Origin of the sequence: Burkholderia sp. HI2500, assembly GCF_002223055.1 — a bacterium.
Classification (GTDB): Bacteria; Pseudomonadota; Gammaproteobacteria; order Burkholderiales; family Burkholderiaceae; genus Burkholderia.
The window spans coordinates 168824-187088 of record NZ_NKFL01000002.1; the positions used below are offsets into that span (position 1 = coordinate 168824).

At 68.7% G+C, this 18265-nt stretch carries 17 protein-coding genes; 1 reads left to right on the forward strand and 16 read right to left on the reverse strand.

What is annotated here, in order from left to right; translation table 11 throughout:
- Window position 1: 1 nt before the first annotated feature.
- The 15 genes from CFB45_RS00865 to CFB45_RS00940 form a co-directional block, all read right to left on the reverse strand.
- Window positions 2-1174 (reverse strand): phage tail sheath protein, encoded by a 1173-nt coding sequence (locus CFB45_RS00865; protein WP_089424202.1) that lies wholly within the window; start codon window positions 1172-1174, stop codon window positions 2-4.
- A 60-nt stretch (window positions 1175-1234) separates the two neighbouring features.
- Window positions 1235-1921, reverse strand: a complete 687-nt coding sequence (locus tag CFB45_RS00870) for a tail fiber assembly protein (RefSeq protein ID WP_089424203.1) — start codon at window positions 1919-1921, stop codon at window positions 1235-1237.
- A 15-nt stretch (window positions 1922-1936) separates the two neighbouring features.
- Window positions 1937-4495 (reverse strand): phage tail protein, encoded by a 2559-nt coding sequence (locus CFB45_RS00875; RefSeq protein WP_089424204.1) that lies wholly within the window; start codon window positions 4493-4495, stop codon window positions 1937-1939.
- A gap of 6 nt (window positions 4496-4501) precedes the next feature.
- The gene (locus tag CFB45_RS00880) at window positions 4502-5044 is read right to left on the reverse strand and encodes a phage tail protein I (protein WP_089424205.1); all 543 of its coding nucleotides are present in this window, start codon (window positions 5042-5044) and stop codon (window positions 4502-4504) included.
- Window positions 5037-5951 (reverse strand): baseplate J/gp47 family protein, encoded by a 915-nt coding sequence (locus tag CFB45_RS00885; protein ID WP_089424206.1) that lies wholly within the window; start codon window positions 5949-5951, stop codon window positions 5037-5039. The genes CFB45_RS00880 and CFB45_RS00885 overlap by 8 nt, the downstream gene beginning before the upstream one ends.
- Window positions 5948-6310, reverse strand: coding sequence for a GPW/gp25 family protein (locus CFB45_RS00890; RefSeq protein ID WP_089424207.1), 363 nt, complete (start codon window positions 6308-6310; stop codon window positions 5948-5950). Before CFB45_RS00890 ends, CFB45_RS00885 begins: the two co-directional genes overlap by 4 nt.
- Window positions 6307-6993 carry a phage baseplate assembly protein V gene (locus CFB45_RS00895; RefSeq protein ID WP_089424208.1) on the reverse strand — a complete coding sequence of 229 codons (687 nt, stop codon included), beginning with the start codon at window positions 6991-6993 and terminating at the stop codon, window positions 6307-6309. Before CFB45_RS00895 ends, CFB45_RS00890 begins: the two co-directional genes overlap by 4 nt.
- A gap of 581 nt (window positions 6994-7574) precedes the next feature.
- On the reverse strand, window positions 7575-8024 hold the full coding sequence (locus CFB45_RS00900; RefSeq protein ID WP_089424209.1) for a phage tail protein: 450 nt from the start codon (window positions 8022-8024) through the stop codon (window positions 7575-7577).
- Window positions 8017-8253 (reverse strand): Rz1-like lysis system protein LysC, encoded by a 237-nt coding sequence (lysC, locus tag CFB45_RS39250; protein WP_226207559.1) that lies wholly within the window; start codon window positions 8251-8253, stop codon window positions 8017-8019. The genes CFB45_RS00900 and lysC overlap by 8 nt, the downstream gene beginning before the upstream one ends.
- On the reverse strand, window positions 8141-8581 hold the full coding sequence (lysB, locus tag CFB45_RS39320) for an Rz-like lysis system protein LysB (RefSeq protein WP_089424210.1): 441 nt from the start codon (window positions 8579-8581) through the stop codon (window positions 8141-8143). The genes lysC and lysB overlap by 113 nt, the downstream gene beginning before the upstream one ends.
- Window positions 8578-9423 carry an N-acetylmuramidase domain-containing protein gene (locus tag CFB45_RS00915; protein ID WP_089424211.1) on the reverse strand — a complete coding sequence of 282 codons (846 nt, stop codon included), beginning with the start codon at window positions 9421-9423 and terminating at the stop codon, window positions 8578-8580. The genes lysB and CFB45_RS00915 overlap by 4 nt, the downstream gene beginning before the upstream one ends.
- 3 nt (window positions 9424-9426) lie before the next feature.
- Complete coding sequence (locus tag CFB45_RS00920) at window positions 9427-9693, reverse strand: phage holin family protein (protein WP_089424212.1); 267 nt, start codon at window positions 9691-9693, stop codon at window positions 9427-9429.
- 1 nt (window position 9694) lies between these two features.
- Window positions 9695-10039, reverse strand: a complete 345-nt coding sequence (locus CFB45_RS00925; protein WP_069246837.1) for a putative holin — start codon at window positions 10037-10039, stop codon at window positions 9695-9697.
- 16 nt (window positions 10040-10055) lie between these two features.
- On the reverse strand, window positions 10056-10262 hold the full coding sequence (locus CFB45_RS00930; protein WP_069246838.1) for a tail protein X: 207 nt from the start codon (window positions 10260-10262) through the stop codon (window positions 10056-10058).
- A gap of 843 nt (window positions 10263-11105) precedes the next feature.
- Entirely contained in the window at window positions 11106-13013 is a 1908-nt protein-coding gene (locus CFB45_RS00940; RefSeq protein ID WP_089424213.1) for a beta-galactosidase, read from the reverse strand.
- A gap of 266 nt (window positions 13014-13279) precedes the next feature.
- Here CFB45_RS00940 and CFB45_RS00945 point away from each other — a divergent pair, with 266 nt between their 5' ends.
- Window positions 13280-14824 (forward strand): TIGR04222 domain-containing membrane protein, encoded by a 1545-nt coding sequence (locus tag CFB45_RS00945; protein WP_089424214.1) that lies wholly within the window; start codon window positions 13280-13282, stop codon window positions 14822-14824.
- A gap of 70 nt (window positions 14825-14894) precedes the next feature.
- Here CFB45_RS00945 and CFB45_RS00950 read toward each other — a convergent pair whose 3' ends face one another.
- Window positions 14895-18263 carry a glycosyltransferase gene (locus CFB45_RS00950; protein WP_089424215.1) on the reverse strand — a complete coding sequence of 1123 codons (3369 nt, stop codon included), beginning with the start codon at window positions 18261-18263 and terminating at the stop codon, window positions 14895-14897.
- Window positions 18264-18265 lie beyond the last annotated feature (2 nt).

Genomic DNA, 18265 nt, shown 5'->3' on the forward strand with positions numbered 1-18265 from the left:
GTTACGCGCTGACGCGCGCGGCGAAATCGGCGAGGTAACGGTCGGTGATGCGCTGGCGCAGCATCAGGTTTTCGAGCGGCGGAACCGGCGTGTATTCGTAGTCGAGATACGCCTTGCCGGACTTCAGCACGTCGGTCGTGTTCGGCTCCGGGTCGTACCAGGCCGAGCCGCCGATCAGGTAGCCCTGCGAGATCCATTCGCGGAACTTGGCGTTGATCGTTTCGATGATGTCGCGCGGCAGCGACGGGTTGAGCGGGCCGTCGATGATGGCCATCTGTGCTTCGGCGATCGAATCGGCGATGACCTGCGCGGTGCGCGTGTAGTTCTCGAACGCGAACAGCGGATCGTCCGAGCACGTGCGCGAACCCCAGAAGCGGAAGCCGTTGCGGTTCACGAGCGTCGTCACGTCCTGCTCGTTGAGGAAGCCCGCGTCCGTCGCCGGATCCTGCAGGTCCCACGACACGTCGGCGCTGATGCCGGTGACGCCGTTCACGCCGACGTTCGACAGCGTCTTGTGCCAGCCCGTGTCGTTGTCGATCTTCGCGCGCAAGCCGGCCGCATACGCGGTGGCCGGCACGACGATCGTCTTGCTGGTCGTGTCGTCCCACGCGAGGAAGTCCGGCCAGACGACCATCAGTTCGCGCTGGCTGAACTGCTTGCGATAGGCGACGGCTTCTTCCTTCGTCTTGCAGCCGTTGGCCGACACGTAGGCGAACGCACGCAGCGACTGCGCGATCGACGCGAGCGCCGCGGCGACGGGTTGCGTGTCGAGGCCCGGCGTCGCGAGGATGCGCGGCTTCACGCCGAAGCGCGCTTGCGCGCCGAGCAGCGCCTTCATGCCGGTGTACTTGCCGTCGGCGGTGACGGTGCCGATCACGTTGGTCGCCGTCTCGGCGGCGTCCTTGCCTTCGGCGACGCGCACGACGATCGTGACGGGCTTGGTCTGCCGGCCGATCGCGTCGAGCGTGCGGCGCAGCGTGCCTTGGGTGCCGGCCTTGCCGAGCGCGGCGACAACGTTGGTCAGCAGGACGGGCGTGTCGAGCGGGAAGGCGGTGGCATCGGCGTCGGACGCGGTGCAGACGATGCCGACGACGGCCGTCGACACGGTGCGGATCGGGCGCGAGCCCTCGTTGATTTCGATGACGCGTACGCCGTGGTGGTAATCCTGCGGCATGGTGTGTGGCTCCTGTGTGTGCAGATCAGATGAAAGAGAACGGGAGAAATCCCGTGCGGATCAGGCCGCGGGGTCCGCGACCGGAGCTGCAGGTGCGCTGGGTTCGTCGGGCTGGGGCTTCGATTCCGGTTCCGGTTGCGGTTGCGGTTGCGGTTCCGGCTGCGGAGGCGGAGGCGGTACGTACGGCGCCGGCGTAGTCGGCCACGTCACCGCATCGGGGAACGTGTCGGACTGGACGACCGAAACGAGTGCCATCTGGTAGGCCGACCAGGCCTTGAAGTAGTAGACGCCTTCGTCGTCGAGCAGGCCCGCGGCGTAGGCATCGGCCTTGCCGGCGTTCGCCTTGCGTGCGGCTTCGAGGCGTCGCTCGAACTCGGCCATCGCGGCGTCGCGTTTTTCGCGCTCGAGCAGCGCAGCCGGAACGGCCCACGCGCCATTGATCCATGCATGGCGAGGCGACGGTTGCGGTTCGGTCGTGAGGCCGAGTTCGTCGGGCGTCTTGCCGGCAGTCGCGATTTCGACCGGTTCGCCCGTGTCGGTGCGATAGCAGAGGCGGCCGCGGAAGTCCGGCAGCAGCGTCCACGCGTTGTCGCGGTAGAACGGCCAGGTCGTCGGCGTGCGCGCCGGCGGCTCGTCGAACGTCGCCCATGACGGCACGAGCCAGCGTTCGGGGTTGCGCGGATCGGCGTCGGGCTGGCCGCTGCTCAGGTATTCGCCGGTCGACTGGTTGTAGTGGTGGATCAGCATGTTTCGGGGTCCAGGTTAATAAGCGCGGATCAACGCGAGCAGCGCGACGTTGCGCGAACGCGATTCGTTGGCGCCGTCGAGGTTGACGGTGATGGCGTGGCTGTGACGACCGGAGCCGCCGATGCCGACGTTGTGGCCGTGGTTGCCGGCTTCGCTCAACCAGATGCCGGTACCTGCGCCCTCGGTGCCGTGCATGTCCTGCCGGTCCCAGTTGTACGGGCCCCACCCTTGGCCGTAGGAGGTGGCGACGACGCCGACACGACCCATCCGGACACCGTGTGCGTGACCGGGGTCATTGACGCCGTGGCCGTGCTGTCCCTGCCCGTCGGTCCAGGCCGAGTGCGCGTGATCGCCGACTTCGGCCGCGCTGGCGACGTGGCCGTGCGAGCGGTTCGCGCTGTCCTGCCACGAGCCGAGGATGCGGTTGGTGTCGACACCGCGGGCGTCGTCCCAGCATCGGATGAATTCGCCGCGCAGCTCCGGCAGCCGGAACGTCGTCGAGCCGTCGCCGGACGAGAAGTTGGCCCAGAGGCCCTTCGGCCATTCGCCTTCCGTTACCAGGGCGCCGCTGGCCTGCGCGTACGCCCACAGCGCGGGGTAGTCGGCGCGCTTGAGGAGCGCGCCGTTGGCTTTCAGGAAGCCGGCGCGAACTGACGTGCGCGGCTCGAAGATGATCTGGCCGACAGACGTCATCGATAGCGCGGCCAGCACCCATTCGGTCGTGGCGAGCGCGGTCGATCGGTCGCCTGCCGCGGGCGTGGGACCTTGCACGGGTGTCTGGAAGACGGTGCCGCCCGTTGAGAACGTCACCTGCGCGGTCGAGTTGCACGTCACGCCGAACGAGCCGTCGTTGATGTGATACAGGCCGGTGTCCGGGATGCCGTCGTTGCTGAACGTGAGGGACGGCGTCCCAACGCTGCCTTCCGACAGGAACAGCCGCTTGCCCGGGTCGAACTGGAGATCGCCCGCCATCGTGCCGCCCGTCACGCGATCGAGCGGCGTGAGGTTGCCGGCGTGCCACACCCGCTTGCCGTTTACGCGGAAGGTGCGGTCTTCCATGAAGTACTGGAACGAGTCGTTGTTTCTCCACCAGCCGACCGACTGGGCATTTGCATAAAAGTAGCCGTCGGTGGGGCCGACTCTGATGCGTCCTTCGTCCGTAGTCTTTCCGACTATGAGGTCGCCGCGAATGGTGGTTTCTCCGCCCATCAGCGTACCGGCGCCCTGGTCGTCGATCGTGACGCGACCCGTCGCGAGATTCAGCGTGAATGGCCGATAGTCGTTGAACGTGCCGTCCGGATCGCCTTTCTTCGTCGAAAGCAGATAGACGTTCGTGCCGTCGTTGCGCCAGAACGTACCGTAATCACCGTAGGTCGCCCGGAAATGTCCACCACCTGCGTCCAGATCGCGCGAGATCACACCGCCTTTGAACGTGGCCCCCCCTGCCGCCTGGATCACATTGCGGCCGTCGTCAGCAGACGTCCCGATCAACATGCGGCCAGAAGGCAGTACGCGAACGCGGGCCGCATTGCCCGCGACGATTTCACAGGAGCCGTCGACGTTATCCGAACCGATGGTTGCGTTGCCAGCCGTGCGGAAGTAGCCATTTACCTCGTCGGCAGCAACCCAGGCCTTGACGGTGTTTGGGCCTCCCGAAATGCTCGTGCCATACGTGCGAGAGTTGCCGTCGACTTGCAGCCGCGAGCCTCCGTCGTCATTCTTGACGTCGCCGACCAGCATCCGGCCGCCGTACGTGATGCGCAATGCGCGCCCCTGGTTCGCGTCCGTCTCGGCATCGTTGCCGGTCTTGTTGACCCACAGATCGACGTACTCGCGTCCCCACGCACCATTGTCGAAGCCTGCCCGTACCGTCGCGATCAGGCGCGTCCCGGTATCGGCGATGTTGCCGCCGAACGTGCCGTGCAGGCGCACGCGGCTTTCCCGCCCGTTCTTGCCGGTCGGCGGACGCACCGTGACATGCGCCGTATCCGGACCCGCATCGAACTCAGTGACGACCGGCCCGGTGAACTTCGCCCCGGTCAACGCCGCGTAACGCGACGCCGCGGTTTTCGGCGTCACTGCACGCGCATCGTCCGCACCGGCGTTCACTTCCGCCTGCGTCGCCAGCTCGACCACGCCTTGCCGCTCGGTAGTCGCCGGCGGATTGAGGAACGACGCGTCGCCGAACACGAGTTGCGTCGCGTCGATCGTCGCGAACTGCAGGTCGGACGACAGCAGCAGCATCGCGGCCGGCGACTTCTCCATGATCGGCGTCGCCTGGCCGTAGCTGGCCAGCAGCACGCCGTTCTCGAGATAGAGGCCGAACCCGTACAGCGAGTACTGGTCCGCGGTGTCGTCCTTCAGCGTCGTATGAATCGTGTCCGGCGCGACGTTGGCGCCGCCGAAGGACTTGATCCGCTTCAGCTCGTTCGGCAGCTTCGTGAGCCCCTTGTCGGCGACGAACGGCGCGTTCGCCAGGCCGATTTCCACGACCTGGTGGGTGTTCGTGCCGCCGTTGCCGGCGGCTACGAGCGCGGCACGGCCGGCGTCGGTGATGATGATCTGGGTTGCCATGTGCGATCAGTAGTCGGTGAGGTTCAGGCGGCGATAGGCCGCCACGCGCGCGGCGGCGCCGACCGGTTGTCGGCCCCGCATCTCGAAGCCCTGCGTGAACGTGTAGTGCGCCCGTACCGGCTTGGTCCGGTCGATTTCCGCGAGGATGTCGGCGACGTATTCGGCGGTCGGCGGCTGGCCTTCCTGGCCGCTGACCGTCATCACGAGGTCGAACGTGCCGGGTTGGCCCGGCGGGCGCTGCTCGAACCATTCACGCAGGACGATGTTTCCGCCGAAGGCCGCGACGACTTCGCGCACCGCGGCGGCGGTGCCCTTGCGGCGGGCGATCGGAATCGCCTGTCCGACCCGGGCGCGCTTCACGTACTCGGGCCAGTAGTCCTTCCACGCATCGACGCCGAGGTGCCATGCGAGCCACGGCAGCAGGTCGGACCGGATCGCGTCCGGATTCATCAGCGTCGCGAGCGGCGTCGGCACGTCGTCGATGCGCGCGTTCGTCGCGGCGAGCCGGCGTTCGAGCCGCGTCGCATTCGGCGGGAGGACGTCATTCATTGCTGTACACCCCGCCGTCGATCAGTTCGATCCCGGTGCAATACGGCGCCTGCTGCTTCGTCGCCGGCAGGCCGGCGGACGGGCTTTCGAGGATCACCTTCTGCACGCCGGCCGCGCGGGCGGCCGCGTAGATCCCGTCGAGCGTGACCTCCATCCCGAGGCGGTGCATGGATTCGGTGTATTTCTTCATCGCGCGGTTGGCTTCCGCGAGCGCCACCGCGCGATCCGGGCCGGCGAAGAACACGAGCCGCGCGCGCACCTGGTAGCGCAGGATTTCCGCGCCGCGCACCGTGACCTTGTCGGTCAGCGGCCGCACGTCGTCGGCCTGCAGCGCGGCCGCCACCGCGGCGATCAGCGCCGGGTCCGCCGTGCCGTCGCCATCGCGCGCCAGCACCGAGACGAGGACTTCGCACGGCGCCGGGCTGACCGCCGACGCATCGAGCACGCGGCCGTCCGCGTTGCGTGCGTGCGAAACGTACGCGCCTTCGGGGCCGGCGACGGACAGGCTCTGCGGCGCGAGCTGCGTGCGGGCGCGCAGGTCGGTATCGCTTTCCATGACCGCCGCGACGTCGTGTTCCGGATCGGCGGGCGTGATCGTCAGGCGCCGGATGCCGAACAGCGCGGCGAGATGATCGAGGTCCGTGCCGACCGCGTAGGCGAGCATCACGGCGCGCGCGGCGTCGTTCACGCGCTGCCGCAGCACGATCTCGCGGTACGCGTTCTCCTGGAGCAGCTTCACGACCGGCTCCGATTCGAGCGCGAGCGTCGCGGCGATTTCGGCCTGCTCGTCGGCCGGGTAGAGCGACACGAAGCGGGCCTTGCGCGCGGCAAGCAGGGTTTCGTAGTCGATCGTTTCGACGACGTCGGGTGACGGCAGCTGCGAGAGGTCGATCGGCGTCACGCTCATGCGGGGCTCCCGTTCGTCATCGGCACGCGGGTCGACACGATCGTGCCGTTCTCGCCGGTCCAGCCTTCGATGTCGAGATAGACCGACCCGGCGGCCGCATTCGCGTCGTCGGCGGCGAGCACGACGCGCGTGAGCGTCAGGCGCGGCTCCCAGCGCATGAGCGCCGTCGCGACGGCCGCGTACAGCCGGGTGCGCACGGTGCCGTTGCCGGGTGCGTCGATCAGGTCGGGCAGCTCGGAGCCGAACGTGCGGCGTTTCACGCACGACGCGAGCGGCGTCGTCACGATCCTGCCGATCGACTGGTAGAAGTGGTCCAGGCCCGAGATCGAGCGGCCGGTGTTCGCGTTCATGCCTTTCATTGCGGTGCGCTCACGAGTTGTCCATCGCCTTGTTCGCGATGCGTGTGATGCGGGAGGCTGATGCCCTGGGATGTCACTTCGCGGGTGAAGGTGGCCGCGCCGTCGATCTGCATCGTGGCGCCGCCGCCGGCGCCGCCGGTGCCGGTCATGCCCGATTCGAATGCGAACGGGCCCTTGACCGTCATCGCGCCGGTGCAGGTCGTCTGTGGCGCGTCGAACGTGATGCGCTCGGCCTTCACCGTGGCGTCGCGGGTCTGCACGACGACCGAGCCCGGCGCGACGATGCGCACGGTCGCGCCGGCGGGCAGCTCGGCCGTGAGCGCATGCGCGGCGTGGTCGTACGTGATGCTCGCGCCGTCGGGGTAGACGCGCGCGTGGGTGTCCGGGCTCGAGGCAGGGGCCGGCGCGGCATTCGAATACACGCCGCGCAGCGCGACGCCCTGCGCCGGATCGCCCATCGGGCAGAGCAGCACGACCTGTTCGCCCGGCGTTGGCGGCAGCCAGTCGCGCGTGCCGCCGGCGGTGCCGGCGACCCACGGAATCCAGTTGGTCTGCAGGCCGCTGCCGTCGGAGTCGGCGTCGCCGACCGAGACGCGGCACAACGCGGCCGCATGGTCGACCGCGAGGATCGTTCCCTTGCGCACCGCGTTGCGTGCCTGCCGTTGAATTTCATTTGCGTCCATGCAGCCATGGTGACGGTCGGGCAGCCACGGCGCGAGTGATGGCCTGTGTCGTCGCGACGAGGACAGCGCGCACCGGATGCCGGCACGAACGCGCGCGTCGAAAATCGCATCACCGGTTGGCGTGAGGATGGCGTCGTGCGCCCTGGCGATGGGGTGGCGGGGCTGGAATGCGTGAGCGGAGCGACGGCGCAGCGGCGACTCCGCGGCGATGCGACGGGTTGCGTGGCGACGAAATGCAGATGGGGTTGTCGCGGCGGAGAGCCGCATAGACGGGACGTTGGTGCAAGGGGCACATGGAAGTGCCGCCACAGGTGATGCTGTCAATGCAGCTCGCATTGCCTGCACCGGCTGATTCGACGGCAATGCGCGAGCGGGAAAGCGGGCGATCGGCGTTGCGATCGCGGCGCGAGGATTCGTTACGGTGGCCGAAACGAGGCGGCCGAAACGAGATGGCCGGCTGCCGCGCGCAGCCGTTGCCGGGGCGAATGTATGCGGAAGAACACCGCGTACTCACGGCGCACGGCGTTCTCTCGGCCGCACGCGACTCCGATGCCGTGTGCGTGAAGATGGGCTTACCGGGCTTACCTGATCTGCGGCAGCGCGACCCAGGTGAGCGTGTTGGCCGGATCGACCAGCGTGTCGTCGACGTGGGTGATCACGTGCCGGCCGTCCGGCCCAATTGCGACGTTGACGCTTTCCGTCAGCGCCAGCCGGATCGACAGGTCGATTGCCGCCGGGTCGCGAACGCCGACCTCGAAGGTGATGCCGCTCGTGCGCGCGGCGGGATTCGTCACGAGATCCGGCTGGTTCTTGCGGACCCATTCGACGACCGCGACGAACACCGGATCCGTGTCGCCGGAGAAATTCATCGCGAGCACGTGGGCCGTGTACCGGTATTCGAACGACGGCGTCAGCGTGCCGGTGGTCGCAATCGATCCTTGCTCGACGAGCACGGTCAGCGCGCCCGGTTCGGTTCCGAGTGACGGGATGGCGGCGACGAGCGCCTGCCGCAGGCTGTCTGGCTTAATCATGCGGATGCGCTCCGTGGCGGGTTGCGGGCGTGCCGGCCTGGCATGCCGCGATCATGTCGACTTGCGCCGCGCAGGTCGCCCAGGCCGCCTTCGCGAGCGTGAGCGCGGCATCGAGCTCACCGTTGGTGCGGGGCGCGAGCATCGGCAGCGTGCAGGGGCTCACCGCCTGGCACGTATTCGACGTAAGCGTCGGCGCCGGTGAGAGCGGGATTGGCTTGCAGGCGGACAACGTCGTCAGGCAGACGAGTACCAGCCCAGGCGCGAAGCGCGGCGTTTTCATCGGTCAATCTCCGGTTTTCAAGTCGGGTGGCGTCGAGCTTCGACGCGATCGCGGCCTGCGAGCGGTCGAGCCGGGCCTGCTGTCGGGCGCGCTCGGCGGTGTCCTGCCGCATGCGCGCGATGACGTCGTCGCGCCCGGCGAGCGCCTGTCGTGCCTCGACGAGTTGCTGCCGTGTGGCGCCCAGGTCGGCGCGCAGCGCATGCACGACCAGCGCCGCGACGGCGCACGCGGCAAGCGCGGCGACGCAGGCGGCGAATTTCGCGGCGAGCCCGTTCATGCGGCGGACGGGGCGCCGGTCGATGCGGATCCGCCCGGCGTCGACGCGGCCGGTTGCGACGCATAGCGGTCATAGGCGCGCGCGAGCTTCACGTCGTAGAGGTTCGCCGCGTAGTCGGGGCCGTTGTACGCGCGTGCGAATGCGGCCCACTGGCGGTCGCGGAGCGCGCGGCGCAGCGCGTCGTCGGCCGCGATGTAACGGACGAAGGCGTCGAGATGCCGGGCTTCGCCGCTTTCCATGCACGCGACGAATTCGTCGATGCCGGGATAGCCGAGACGCGCCCAGTGATAGCCCATCACCTGGAACGCGCCCCAGCTCGCGGATTCCCACGCGGCGCCGGCATCGATCGACTCGGCCGTCGCGAGGCGCGTGTATTCCGCGGCGCCGCCGCGATAGCCGCCGCGCGTGCGCGACACGATGTCCGGCTGGCGCGCCGCGAACGGTGCGGGATCGATGCCGCGTGCCTGCAGCCGCTTCCAGAACACGTGGCGTTCGAACAGGATCACGGGCCGGCCGTCGGGCAGGAACCCGGCGCCGCGCGACTCGACTTCGTTGACCGCGCGAATGCACGCGAGCGGCACGTCGAGCGTGCGTGCGGCGCGTTCGAGATCGGCGAGCGCGAGGTGGGTCGGATCGCGCCGGCCGGTGGCCAGCGCGGCGCAGGTCTTCGGGCCGGCGATGCCGTCGTCGACGAGGCCGGTGTTTCGTTGCAGCGCGATCACGGCGGCTTCGGTCGCCGCGTCGTAGAGGTGCGTGACCTGCACCGGATAGCCGGCGCGGATCAGCCGGCGTTGCAGCAGGCCGACGTCGTCGCCGTGGTCGCCGAGGCGGCGGGTCTTCATGATTCATTCACTCCTGAGCAGGCGGGCGACGTTGCCGCGCGTGCCGCAGACGGACATCGCCAGCAGCACGGCGGTAGCCGCTTCGAAGAAGCCGACGGAGCCGGCATGCAGCAGCAATTCGATCGATGCGCCGCCGGCGACCGCCACGACGATCCAGGCGAACCAGGACGCGCGATGACGGTGCCGCGCGCCGTTGCGCCGGTAGGTGAGCACGCGCACGAGCACGGCGACGTGGGCGCAGAGCGCGATCAGCACGAGCGGGAGCGGCATGTCATCCCCCCTTGCGGAACAGCGCGAGCAGGTCCAGCGTCTTGACCCGTTCGATGAGTTGCAGCGTGACGGCGATGACGAGCGCGGCCGCGAAGAACGCGGCGACGCCCGTCGAATGGATCGGGGTGGCGCCGACGATTTCCGGTGCGGCGAGATAGCCCATCACGAGCGAGATCAGCAAGTACGCGGCGCGCCGTGCGACGCCGATTTCCTTCGACGTGACGACCACGAGCGCGGCGCCCGTGAACGCGCCGATCAGCGCGTTGCCGTCGATGCCGGGCGCGAGCCCGGCGACGCCGATCGCGGCGGACAGCATCGCGGCGGTGGTGAGGTTCGGTTCGGCCATGCGGGCGATTCCAGGGTCAGTCAAACAGTTGCAGCAACGGCCGGGCGCGCGTGGCGGTGTCGAGCGGCGGCAAATGGACGGGCGTGCCGGCCGGCAGCACGACGCCGAGGCTGGCGAGCCCGGTGTTGGCTTCGAGCACCGTTTCGACGGTGCCGTCCGTGCGGCCATAGTGGCGCCAGCACAGCGCGTCGACGGTGTCGCCCTGCAAGGTGCGTACGATCATGGCCGGCGCTCCCGATGCGGGAGCGCGTCGCAGTCGCCGGCCGGCGCGGGGTGGAGGCTTGTCGATGTCGTGCTGCTTGCCATGGCGAGGTCCCGGGCAGTGAGGCAGTGGAGAGGGTTCCCATGGTCGAGCTTCGCCGGGCGGCGTTCAACGACACGCATGCGTCGCCTGTGCGGAGACGCAGCGCGGCGCGTGTCGCGACGTGCATCGGGCCTTACGCTTTCCGTGGGGGGCTTGATGGGCGCTCGACGGGCACGTCACGGGCGGATGCGGCGCGAGCCGTGCAGCCGGATTGCAGCTGGCGTGAGCCGGGGCGGCCTTGATTGACCTTGTGCAGCCTTGGTTTTGCGCTGTGCGACGCGTGTCGAGCCCTTGCCGGGCAAGGGCGGGGGGAACGTAGGTAAAACTCCGAAGGCAGGGGTTGCTGGTTCGATCCCAGCCGGGCGGGTCGAACCGGGTCAGGCTCTCGGCGGTTTCGTTACTTCGTCGTTGCCCCTGACTACGATGAAATTGCGTTTAGCCGGCGCCGGTTGGCCGTGTTTACGCTGTTGCCGGCGCGGCGGCCGGCGGCGACCGATCACTGCACAACGGGCAGGTACGTTTTCGACGTTTCCAGGCCCGGCAACCCCTCGCGATCGCCGACTTAGCGGATGACAGCAGCGTTCCGGGCGTGGCGCGGCGTTTGGTCGAGCCTCGCGTGGTTCCATAGCTCGACCTTCAGCCGGTCGTGGAACGCCTGGGCCTGCAGCTTGGCTGCGGGTGTTGGTGCTGTCTTGTAAGACCGGACCGCCCCCGGTGGGGTGGTCGAGCGGAATGCCAAGGCTGCTGCGGCGCGGCGGCGGATCAGCCGGTGAGCGTTGAACGAAGGTCGATCGGTGCCGGCGTGATTTGATGCATGTCGAAGATCACCACTTCGTTGTACCCGGTTCGCAGCCACGGGGCGGGGCAGAACAGTCGATATTGAGGGCCGACGTTCCAGTAGCGGCCGAGGTTGCGCCCATTGACCCATACAATGCCTTTGATCCAACCACGCATGTCCAGGAACGTATCGCCTACCTGGTTGAGCATGAGAGCAGCCTTGAAGAACAGGCCGGGTCGCAGCGGATTTGTGCAGACTTGTCGCAGACTCGTGATGTACTCGGCGTCCATCGGGAGCGCGTACGTTGTCCATTCACGCAACGGCTTCGCACCGACCGTCACGTCCCCGTTGATCCCCTTTCGATCAATCAGGTCGTCACCGTAGTTGACGCGGCCCATGCCTTCGACGAGCACATCGAGCACCTTGCCACCGGTCGGAAGTGTGACGTGCTCGCTGTTTGGTACGACGCGCAGCCCTTCCGCGAGATATCGCGGCATTTTCGTGCGCGTCATGCCGCCAGCATATTCAGTGTCGACGAACACTGTCGCATAGTCGTGAACGTCACCCGCCGATAGCGGGCCGCCGGCTCCGCCGATGTCCGCGTGGCGGTAAAGGACGAAGCCGGCCTGTTGGCCGTGCATTTCCATCGGCCGCGGCGCGTCGCTTGTCGCGATCGGTGCCGGCAGGTTGTCCCATAGCGAAGCGAAAAGAAACGGCCGTAGCGAATGATCGCCGGCGAGCTCGATCGTAGGCGGTGCAGCCGGTACGGGCGGGAGCGGTTCGGACAGGTGCGCCTGAATCAGGTCGCGGTAGCGCGTGAAGCTGGCCGCTGCACGTCCCTGTTCGTCGATTGGCGCGAAGTAGTCATAGCTCGTGATGTCAGGTTGATAGTCGCCTGTCTTGTGGTCGCGGTTCGCGCCGGCCGTGAAGCCGAAGCTCGTGCCGCCGTGGATCACGTAAATGCTGAACGACAGGCCATAGCGCATGAAATCCGATAGCTCGCGCGAGATATCGGAATCGTCCCCCTGGAATTTCCGGTCGCCCCAATGGGTAAAGAAGCCCGGATAGACTTCGCCACCCATGACGGTAGAACCGGGGAATTCTTCGCGTATCCGATCGATGTCGTGCGCCTTCGGCCCACTGAGGCCGATCGCGCAGCCGTCAAGCGCAGTTCGATTTTCCCGCAATTGCTTGACACCATCGTCGGTAAAGAACGGCCCCGTGATGCCGCCGTCAACCCATGCGCGCCGTATTTCCTCCAGATAGGCGATGTCGTCGCCGTAGGTCGCATACTCGTTTTCGATCTGGATCAGCAGGATCGGGCCGCCGTTTGCCGACATCAACGGGCGTACTCGCGGCACCAGCTCGGCAATGTACTGGCGCGCCGCTTCCATGAAGCGCGGGTCACGGTGCGAGCCCACGCGCAATTGAATGTCATCGTGTGCGAGCAGGCGTGAAGGGATGCCACCGAGATCCCACTCGCCGCAGATATACGGGCCGGGGCGTAGCAGCACCCACATGCCTTCGTCCTGGCAGAGCTGCATGAAAGTCTCGACGTCGCGTTCGTCTGACTCGAAATCGAATTTGCCCGCGGCCGTCTCGTGGAAATTCCACATGACGTAGACGGCGATGGTGTTCATCCCCATTGCCTTTGCCATCTGGATTCGGTGGCGCCAGTACTCGCGCGGGATGCGTGCGGGATGCATCTCGCCGCTACGAATCTGGAATGGCGCACCGTCGAGCAGGAAGGTGATGCCGTCGTCGCCGAACGTCAGGATGTGGCTGCCCCCGTTTTTCGGCGTGGGGCCGGTCAGGATTTGCCGTGGCTCGAATGTCACGGACTTCTTGTCACGACTGCATGCCCCGAGAAGCGGCACCAACGCTGCCGCCATCAAAAAGTTTCGCCTGTTCAAACTTGTGTTCCGGTTCTTTTTTGGGATTCGCCGAGCCTGGCCCTTGGCTCGCCTTTCAGTAGCACGACATTATCTTACGAATCCAATCTTCGGGTCGAATCGGGAGCCGTTACCGGCCGCACCACGGGCGCCGGCCGTAGCGGGCGTGCCGATGTCGAGTTGCCTCGCCGTTGTGCGAGAATCGCCCGCAACGACAACTCCAAGCGACGATCGCGGCGGCCGTCCGCGCATCGCGCCGACTCCCGATGGCTGCCATCCTGTCTACCCCGACCGCAGTCGATGCCCGCGCGCTGACCGATGCGCAGCAGGCATTGCTCGCGCGTCTGCACGCCTATTCCCCCGACGATCCGACCGCGCCCCTGCCGTACAGCCGGCGCCTTGCCGAAGCCGAAGGCTGGTCGCATGCGCATGCGCTGGCCGTGATCGACGAATACAAGCGCTTCGCGTTCCTCGCGCAGGCGGCCGGGCATCCGGTCACGCCGTCGGTCGCGGTCGATGCCGCGTGGCATTTCCACCTGCAGTACACGCTCGAATACTGGGACGTCTTCTGCGCCGGCGTGCTGCGCGCGCGGCTGCATCACATGCCCGGCACGGGCGCGCCCGACGAGGCCGCCGTGTACGCGCAGCGCTATCGCGACACGCTCGACAGCTATCGCAGGCTGTTCGGCTGCGAGCCGCCCGAAGCGATCTGGCCGCGCCCCGTCGCCGAGGCCGTGCCCGCCGACGCCCCGGTGCAGCGCGCGGAACGGCGCGACGGCCCGTCGAGCGCGCCCGCCGCGCGCCCGCGACGTTGGCGGCGCATCGCGAAGTTCGCGTGGCCGACGGCGGCGATCAGCGTCGCGGCGACCTGCGCGAGCGCGAGCGATTTCAATGTGCTGGACTTCTCGGGGCCGGACTTTCTCGGGTTGTTCTATGTGCCGCTCTGCACCGCCGCGCTGCTGCTGATCGCCGGCCTGCAGTGGATCGAATACCGCCACCGGGTGTGGGGAACGCGCGCCCCCGAATCGTCGCCTGACCTGAGCGCGGAGGAAGCGGCGTATCTCGCGGGCGGCGGTGCGCGGATGGCGCAGGTCGTGATGCTGTCGCTCGCGCATGCCGGTGCGATCGAGCTGCGGATGAGCAAGGGTCACGACGCGCGGGTGCGGATCGACGATCCGCGACACGCAGGCGTGTATGGCGCCGACTGGGAATGGCTGCGGCGGCAACCCGGCGGCGAGACGAGCTGCTACGCGTTTCGTCAGCGTCTCGCGTGGCGCGAAGCCGACTGCGCCGCGGCGTTGCAGCGCAAAGGCTGGCTCTGGGCGCCGGGCGAGATGCGGGCGACGCGGATGGCCGCGCGCGCGATCCTGCTGCTCGTGTTCGGCGCGGGCGCGGCGAAGCTCGCGGTCGGCCTGAGCCGTGGCCGGCCCGTGCTGCTGCTGATGATGGTCATGGCGGCGTTCATGGTCGCGTACCACTTCATGGTCGAACGCCTGCCCGGCGTCGGGCGCGGCGGCATGACGCGCGGCGGCGAGGCGGCGCTCGACGCGCACCGCGAGCAACGCCGGGGCGACCGCGCGACGCCGGACGGGCTCTTGTGGACGGCCGCGCTGTTCGGCGCCGGCGCGCTCGCCGGCACCGTGTGGGCCGCGCATTCGAACGTGCTGATGGCGCCGCCGCCCGTTGCCGTGCAAACCGGCGGGTCGAGCGGTTCGTTCGACTCGGGCGCCGGAGACAGCAGCAGTTCGAGTTCGTGCAGTTCGTCGAGCTCATGCAGCTCGAGCAGTTGCGGCGGCTGTTCGAGCACCTGAGCACAGCGCGCGCTGCCGGGATAGCGCGCCGCGCCGCCAGCGTCAGGCAGGCGGCACGGCGCGCACAGACTTACGCGAGCGCGGCATCGGCGTGCGTGCGTGCCTGCGCGGCACGCCCGTCGCCCGCCTCGACGATCAGCGTCCAGTCGAACGCCGGCAGTGCGCAGAGTTGCTCGACGGTGGCCGTGTACTCGTGCGCGGGCGCGTGCAGGTAGCGCACCTTGTCGGTCCATTCGGGCAGCGGCGCCTGCGACGTGGTCACCACGACCGCCAGCAGATCCTGCTCCGGCCGCCGTGCGATGTCCTGCAGGCTCAGCCGGACCTGGTCGAGGTCGCCCTCGGCGTCCAGGATCAGCGCGCCGGGGATCGGCGCATCGGGGTGGCCGGGCGGGTTGCCGATCGCGCCTTTGTCGATGCACTGCTGATACACGTGGCGATAGCGCGGCAGCGCCTGCTGCAGCGCGTGATGCTTGCGGACCTTCGCCTGCGCCGTGCGCGCGAGCCCGCGGCGCAGCGCCGGGTTCGCGATCAGCCGCTCGAGCGCGTCGACCCAGGCCTGCGGCGCATCCGGAACCAGCAGGCCGTCGCAGCCGTCGTGCAGCGCGAAGCGATAGGCGGGTCGGTCGCTGACGATCGACGCGATGCCGGCCGCCGCGTATTCCTGCCACTGGATCGTGCTCGTGCCGGCGTTGTAGTCGTGGTCGGCGAGCGGCAGCAGCGCGATGTCCCAGCGCCGTTCCGGCAGGCGTTGCGCGTGCGCGTCGTAGTCGTGAAGCTCGGGCTCGCACCCGGCGGCCGGGTGGCCGGCCCAGCCCGGCGGGACGTCCGCGCCGACGAAACTCACCCGGACCTTGCCGGGATGGCGCGCGCAGATCGCCTGCAGCGCCGCGTCGACGAGCGCGAAGTTGTCGGCGCGCAGCGACGCGCCGGCGATGCCGATCGTCACGCAGTCGTCGCCGCGCGCCGTCACGGGGCGGTAGAACCGGTCGAAGTCCACGCTGTCGGGCAGCACGTGAACGCGCGGATGCGACAGCCGGTAGCGGCTGGCGATGAACGGCGTGGATACGATCACGGCGTCCGCGTTGCGCAGCACGAGCTCGATCCCCGCGCGGGCCATCCCGCCTTGCGCGGCGAGCGGATGCGCGGCCGGCAGGTCGGTCAGCAGGTCGTCGGTCTCGTAGATCACCGGCTTTTCATGCTTGAAGATCGTATACAGGTCGTTGCCCGTCAGCATGCCGGGCGCCAGCCGGTGCAGCAGGATGGCGTCGGCCGTGGCCAGCACGCTGCTGTCGAGCTGGCCGTCCCGGAAGCCCGGGACGAGTTCCCATTCATCGTTCAGCAGACCGAACGGCAGCGTGAGGCGAATTCGCGACGACGCGCATGCGTCCGGATCGATCGAATACACGACCAGGCGCTTGCCGCGCGGTGCGGCGTCCGCAGTCGCGGCGACGGGCGCCAGCGTCCGGTTCTCCGCCAGCAGCCGCGCGTACAGCGCACCGTGGCGCGCGGCGTTGCGGCCGATGTCGTGCTGCGCGCGGATCGCATCCTGCGCGGCCGCGGCGAGCTGCGCGCGGGTGTGCGGATGCTCGATCAGGTGCGCGATCGCGTCGACCCACGCGTCGGCGGTGTCGGCGACGAGCCAGGCCGTGCTGCCGTGGACAACCGGGCCGCCTTGCGCCGGCGTGGCGACGAGCACCGTGGCCGCGCCGGCCGCCGAGCATTCGAGCCATGCGCGCGGCGGCGCATCGTCGCGCAACGTGACGGGCGCCGCGACCAGCGCGATGTCGAGGTCCGCGCGCTTCAGCGCGTCGGCGTAGCGGTCGTAAGGGGCAGGCTCCGCGATCAGCGTGACGTCCGGTTCGCGATCCCAGCCGGCCGGCAGCGCCGCGCCGACGAGCGACACCCGGAGCTTCCCCGGAAACCGGCGGCGGAGCTCGGCCAGCGCATGGCGGACCTGCTCGAGACGCACGTCGTCGAGACCGGTGCCGGAAACCGCGAGGTTCACGTGGTCGCGCACGCCGGGCGCCGCGCGGTGCAGACGTTCGAGATCGACGCCGGTCGGCAGCGCGTGCACCGAGGCGTTGACATGACGGTACTCCCGCACCAGCGTTTCCGATGGCACGACGATCGCATGCGCGCGCTGCACGGCGCTGCGGATGCCCGCCTTGCGGCGCGCGTTGTCGGCCGCGCCGGGGAGGTCGGCGAGCAGCGTGTCGAGCGGCACGTCGATGTCGAGGACGACCGGCTTGCCGAGCGAGAACAGGTGTTCCAGCGTGGCGGCGGACAGCAGGCCCGGCGTGTCGCCCTGCAGCACGATCAGGTCTGCGCGCTGCAGCGCGTCGGGATCGATGCCGGCTGGCGTGACCGGGAACGTCAGCGCCCATTCGCGGTCCAGCCGCGCGAACGGCTGCGCGAAGCGCAGGCTGGTGCGCGCGTGGTCGGCCGGTTCGGCGGTGACGACCGCGATGCACGAGCGCGGCGCGGACGCGGGCTGTCCGTGGGCGGCGGCGCCCGTCGCGACGGCCTGCGCATCCAGCGTGTCCGCGTGGGCCTGGGTCCGCTCGACGAAGTGCTGCAACTGCTGCCAGAACGTCTCCTCTTCCTTCAGGTAGACGCCGCGCGCTTCGTGAACGGTGGCCTTCGCGTGGGCGATCTCGTGTTCGTCGAGCCCCCACGCGATGCCCTTGCCGTCCATCACCCACCGGGTCGGCTCCGACAGCGACGCGTCATTCATGATGCACACGACCGGGCAGCCGCACAGCAGCGCTTCGAACACGGCGGTGGACCATTCGTACATGTACACGCACTCGACCTGCCGGAACAGCGCCGCGAGTTCGTGCGCCGAACGTTCCGGCACGCGGGTCGAGATTTCGATCGACTCGGCGGTGACCGGGTGCAGCGTGCCGCCGCGCCGCAGGTGGCGATTGATGAAGACGGCCGTGCCGTTGCGGCGGGCGTCGTCGACCCCGTCGCTGTTGAAGATGCGCGTGTCGACCAGCGGTATGCGCAGCAGGTCCGCCTGCCATTCCTCGGGCACCAGCGACGGCCCGAACGTGAAGATGAGGTCGTTCGGCTGCAGGCTGATCGGTTCGCCGTTGATGCGGCCGGGCTCGGCCAGCAGGTAGCGCACGACGCAGCGCGCGTTGAACGGATTGCCGGTGACGACGTCCGGGTAGACGACGATCGGGCTGCGATTCGCGCGGGCGTGCGCCTGCGCGATGTCGTTGGTCAGCGGCGGCGTGCGCAGCTCGGGATGCACGACCGCCGTGCAGACGTACGCTTCGTGGCCGAGCAGGTTCAGCACGTGGCACAGGTAGTGCATCGCGCGGATCCCGCCGGAGGTTTGCCGGAAATTCGGCGCGAGGATGTAGTACGGGTGGTCGAGTCGCGTAAAGATGCGCGAACCGCCGTGCGCCAGGCCAGGTGTGGGAGTCGTCATCG

What these genes read in the sequence shown, in the direction of transcription:
- CFB45_RS00865 (WP_089424202.1), bottom strand. Translation starts at nt 1,174, where the DNA reads ATGCCGCAGGATTACCACCACGGCGTACGCGTCATCGAAATCAACGAG.
- CFB45_RS00870 (WP_089424203.1), bottom strand. Translation starts at nt 1,921, where the DNA reads ATGCTGATCCACCACTACAACCAGTCGACCGGCGAATACCTGAGCAGC.
- CFB45_RS00875 (WP_089424204.1), bottom strand. Translation starts at nt 4,495, where the DNA reads ATGGCAACCCAGATCATCATCACCGACGCCGGCCGTGCCGCGCTCGTA.
- CFB45_RS00880 (WP_089424205.1), bottom strand. Translation starts at nt 5,044, where the DNA reads ATGAATGACGTCCTCCCGCCGAATGCGACGCGGCTCGAACGCCGGCTC.
- CFB45_RS00885 (WP_089424206.1), bottom strand. Translation starts at nt 5,951, where the DNA reads ATGAGCGTGACGCCGATCGACCTCTCGCAGCTGCCGTCACCCGACGTC.
- CFB45_RS00890 (WP_089424207.1), bottom strand. Translation starts at nt 6,310, where the DNA reads ATGAAAGGCATGAACGCGAACACCGGCCGCTCGATCTCGGGCCTGGAC.
- CFB45_RS00895 (WP_089424208.1), bottom strand. Translation starts at nt 6,993, where the DNA reads ATGGACGCAAATGAAATTCAACGGCAGGCACGCAACGCGGTGCGCAAG.
- CFB45_RS00900 (WP_089424209.1), bottom strand. Translation starts at nt 8,024, where the DNA reads ATGATTAAGCCAGACAGCCTGCGGCAGGCGCTCGTCGCCGCCATCCCG.
- lysB (WP_089424210.1), bottom strand. Translation starts at nt 8,581, where the DNA reads ATGAACGGGCTCGCCGCGAAATTCGCCGCCTGCGTCGCCGCGCTTGCC.
- CFB45_RS00915 (WP_089424211.1), bottom strand. Translation starts at nt 9,423, where the DNA reads ATGAAGACCCGCCGCCTCGGCGACCACGGCGACGACGTCGGCCTGCTG.
- CFB45_RS00920 (WP_089424212.1), bottom strand. Translation starts at nt 9,693, where the DNA reads ATGCCGCTCCCGCTCGTGCTGATCGCGCTCTGCGCCCACGTCGCCGTG.
- CFB45_RS00925 (WP_069246837.1), bottom strand. Translation starts at nt 10,039, where the DNA reads ATGGCCGAACCGAACCTCACCACCGCCGCGATGCTGTCCGCCGCGATC.
- CFB45_RS00930 (WP_069246838.1), bottom strand. Translation starts at nt 10,262, where the DNA reads ATGATCGTACGCACCTTGCAGGGCGACACCGTCGACGCGCTGTGCTGG.
- CFB45_RS00940 (WP_089424213.1), bottom strand. Translation starts at nt 13,013, where the DNA reads ATGGCGGCAGCGTTGGTGCCGCTTCTCGGGGCATGCAGTCGTGACAAG.
- CFB45_RS00945 (WP_089424214.1), top strand. Translation starts at nt 13,280, where the DNA reads ATGGCTGCCATCCTGTCTACCCCGACCGCAGTCGATGCCCGCGCGCTG.
- CFB45_RS00950 (WP_089424215.1), bottom strand. Translation starts at nt 18,263, where the DNA reads ATGACGACTCCCACACCTGGCCTGGCGCACGGCGGTTCGCGCATCTTT.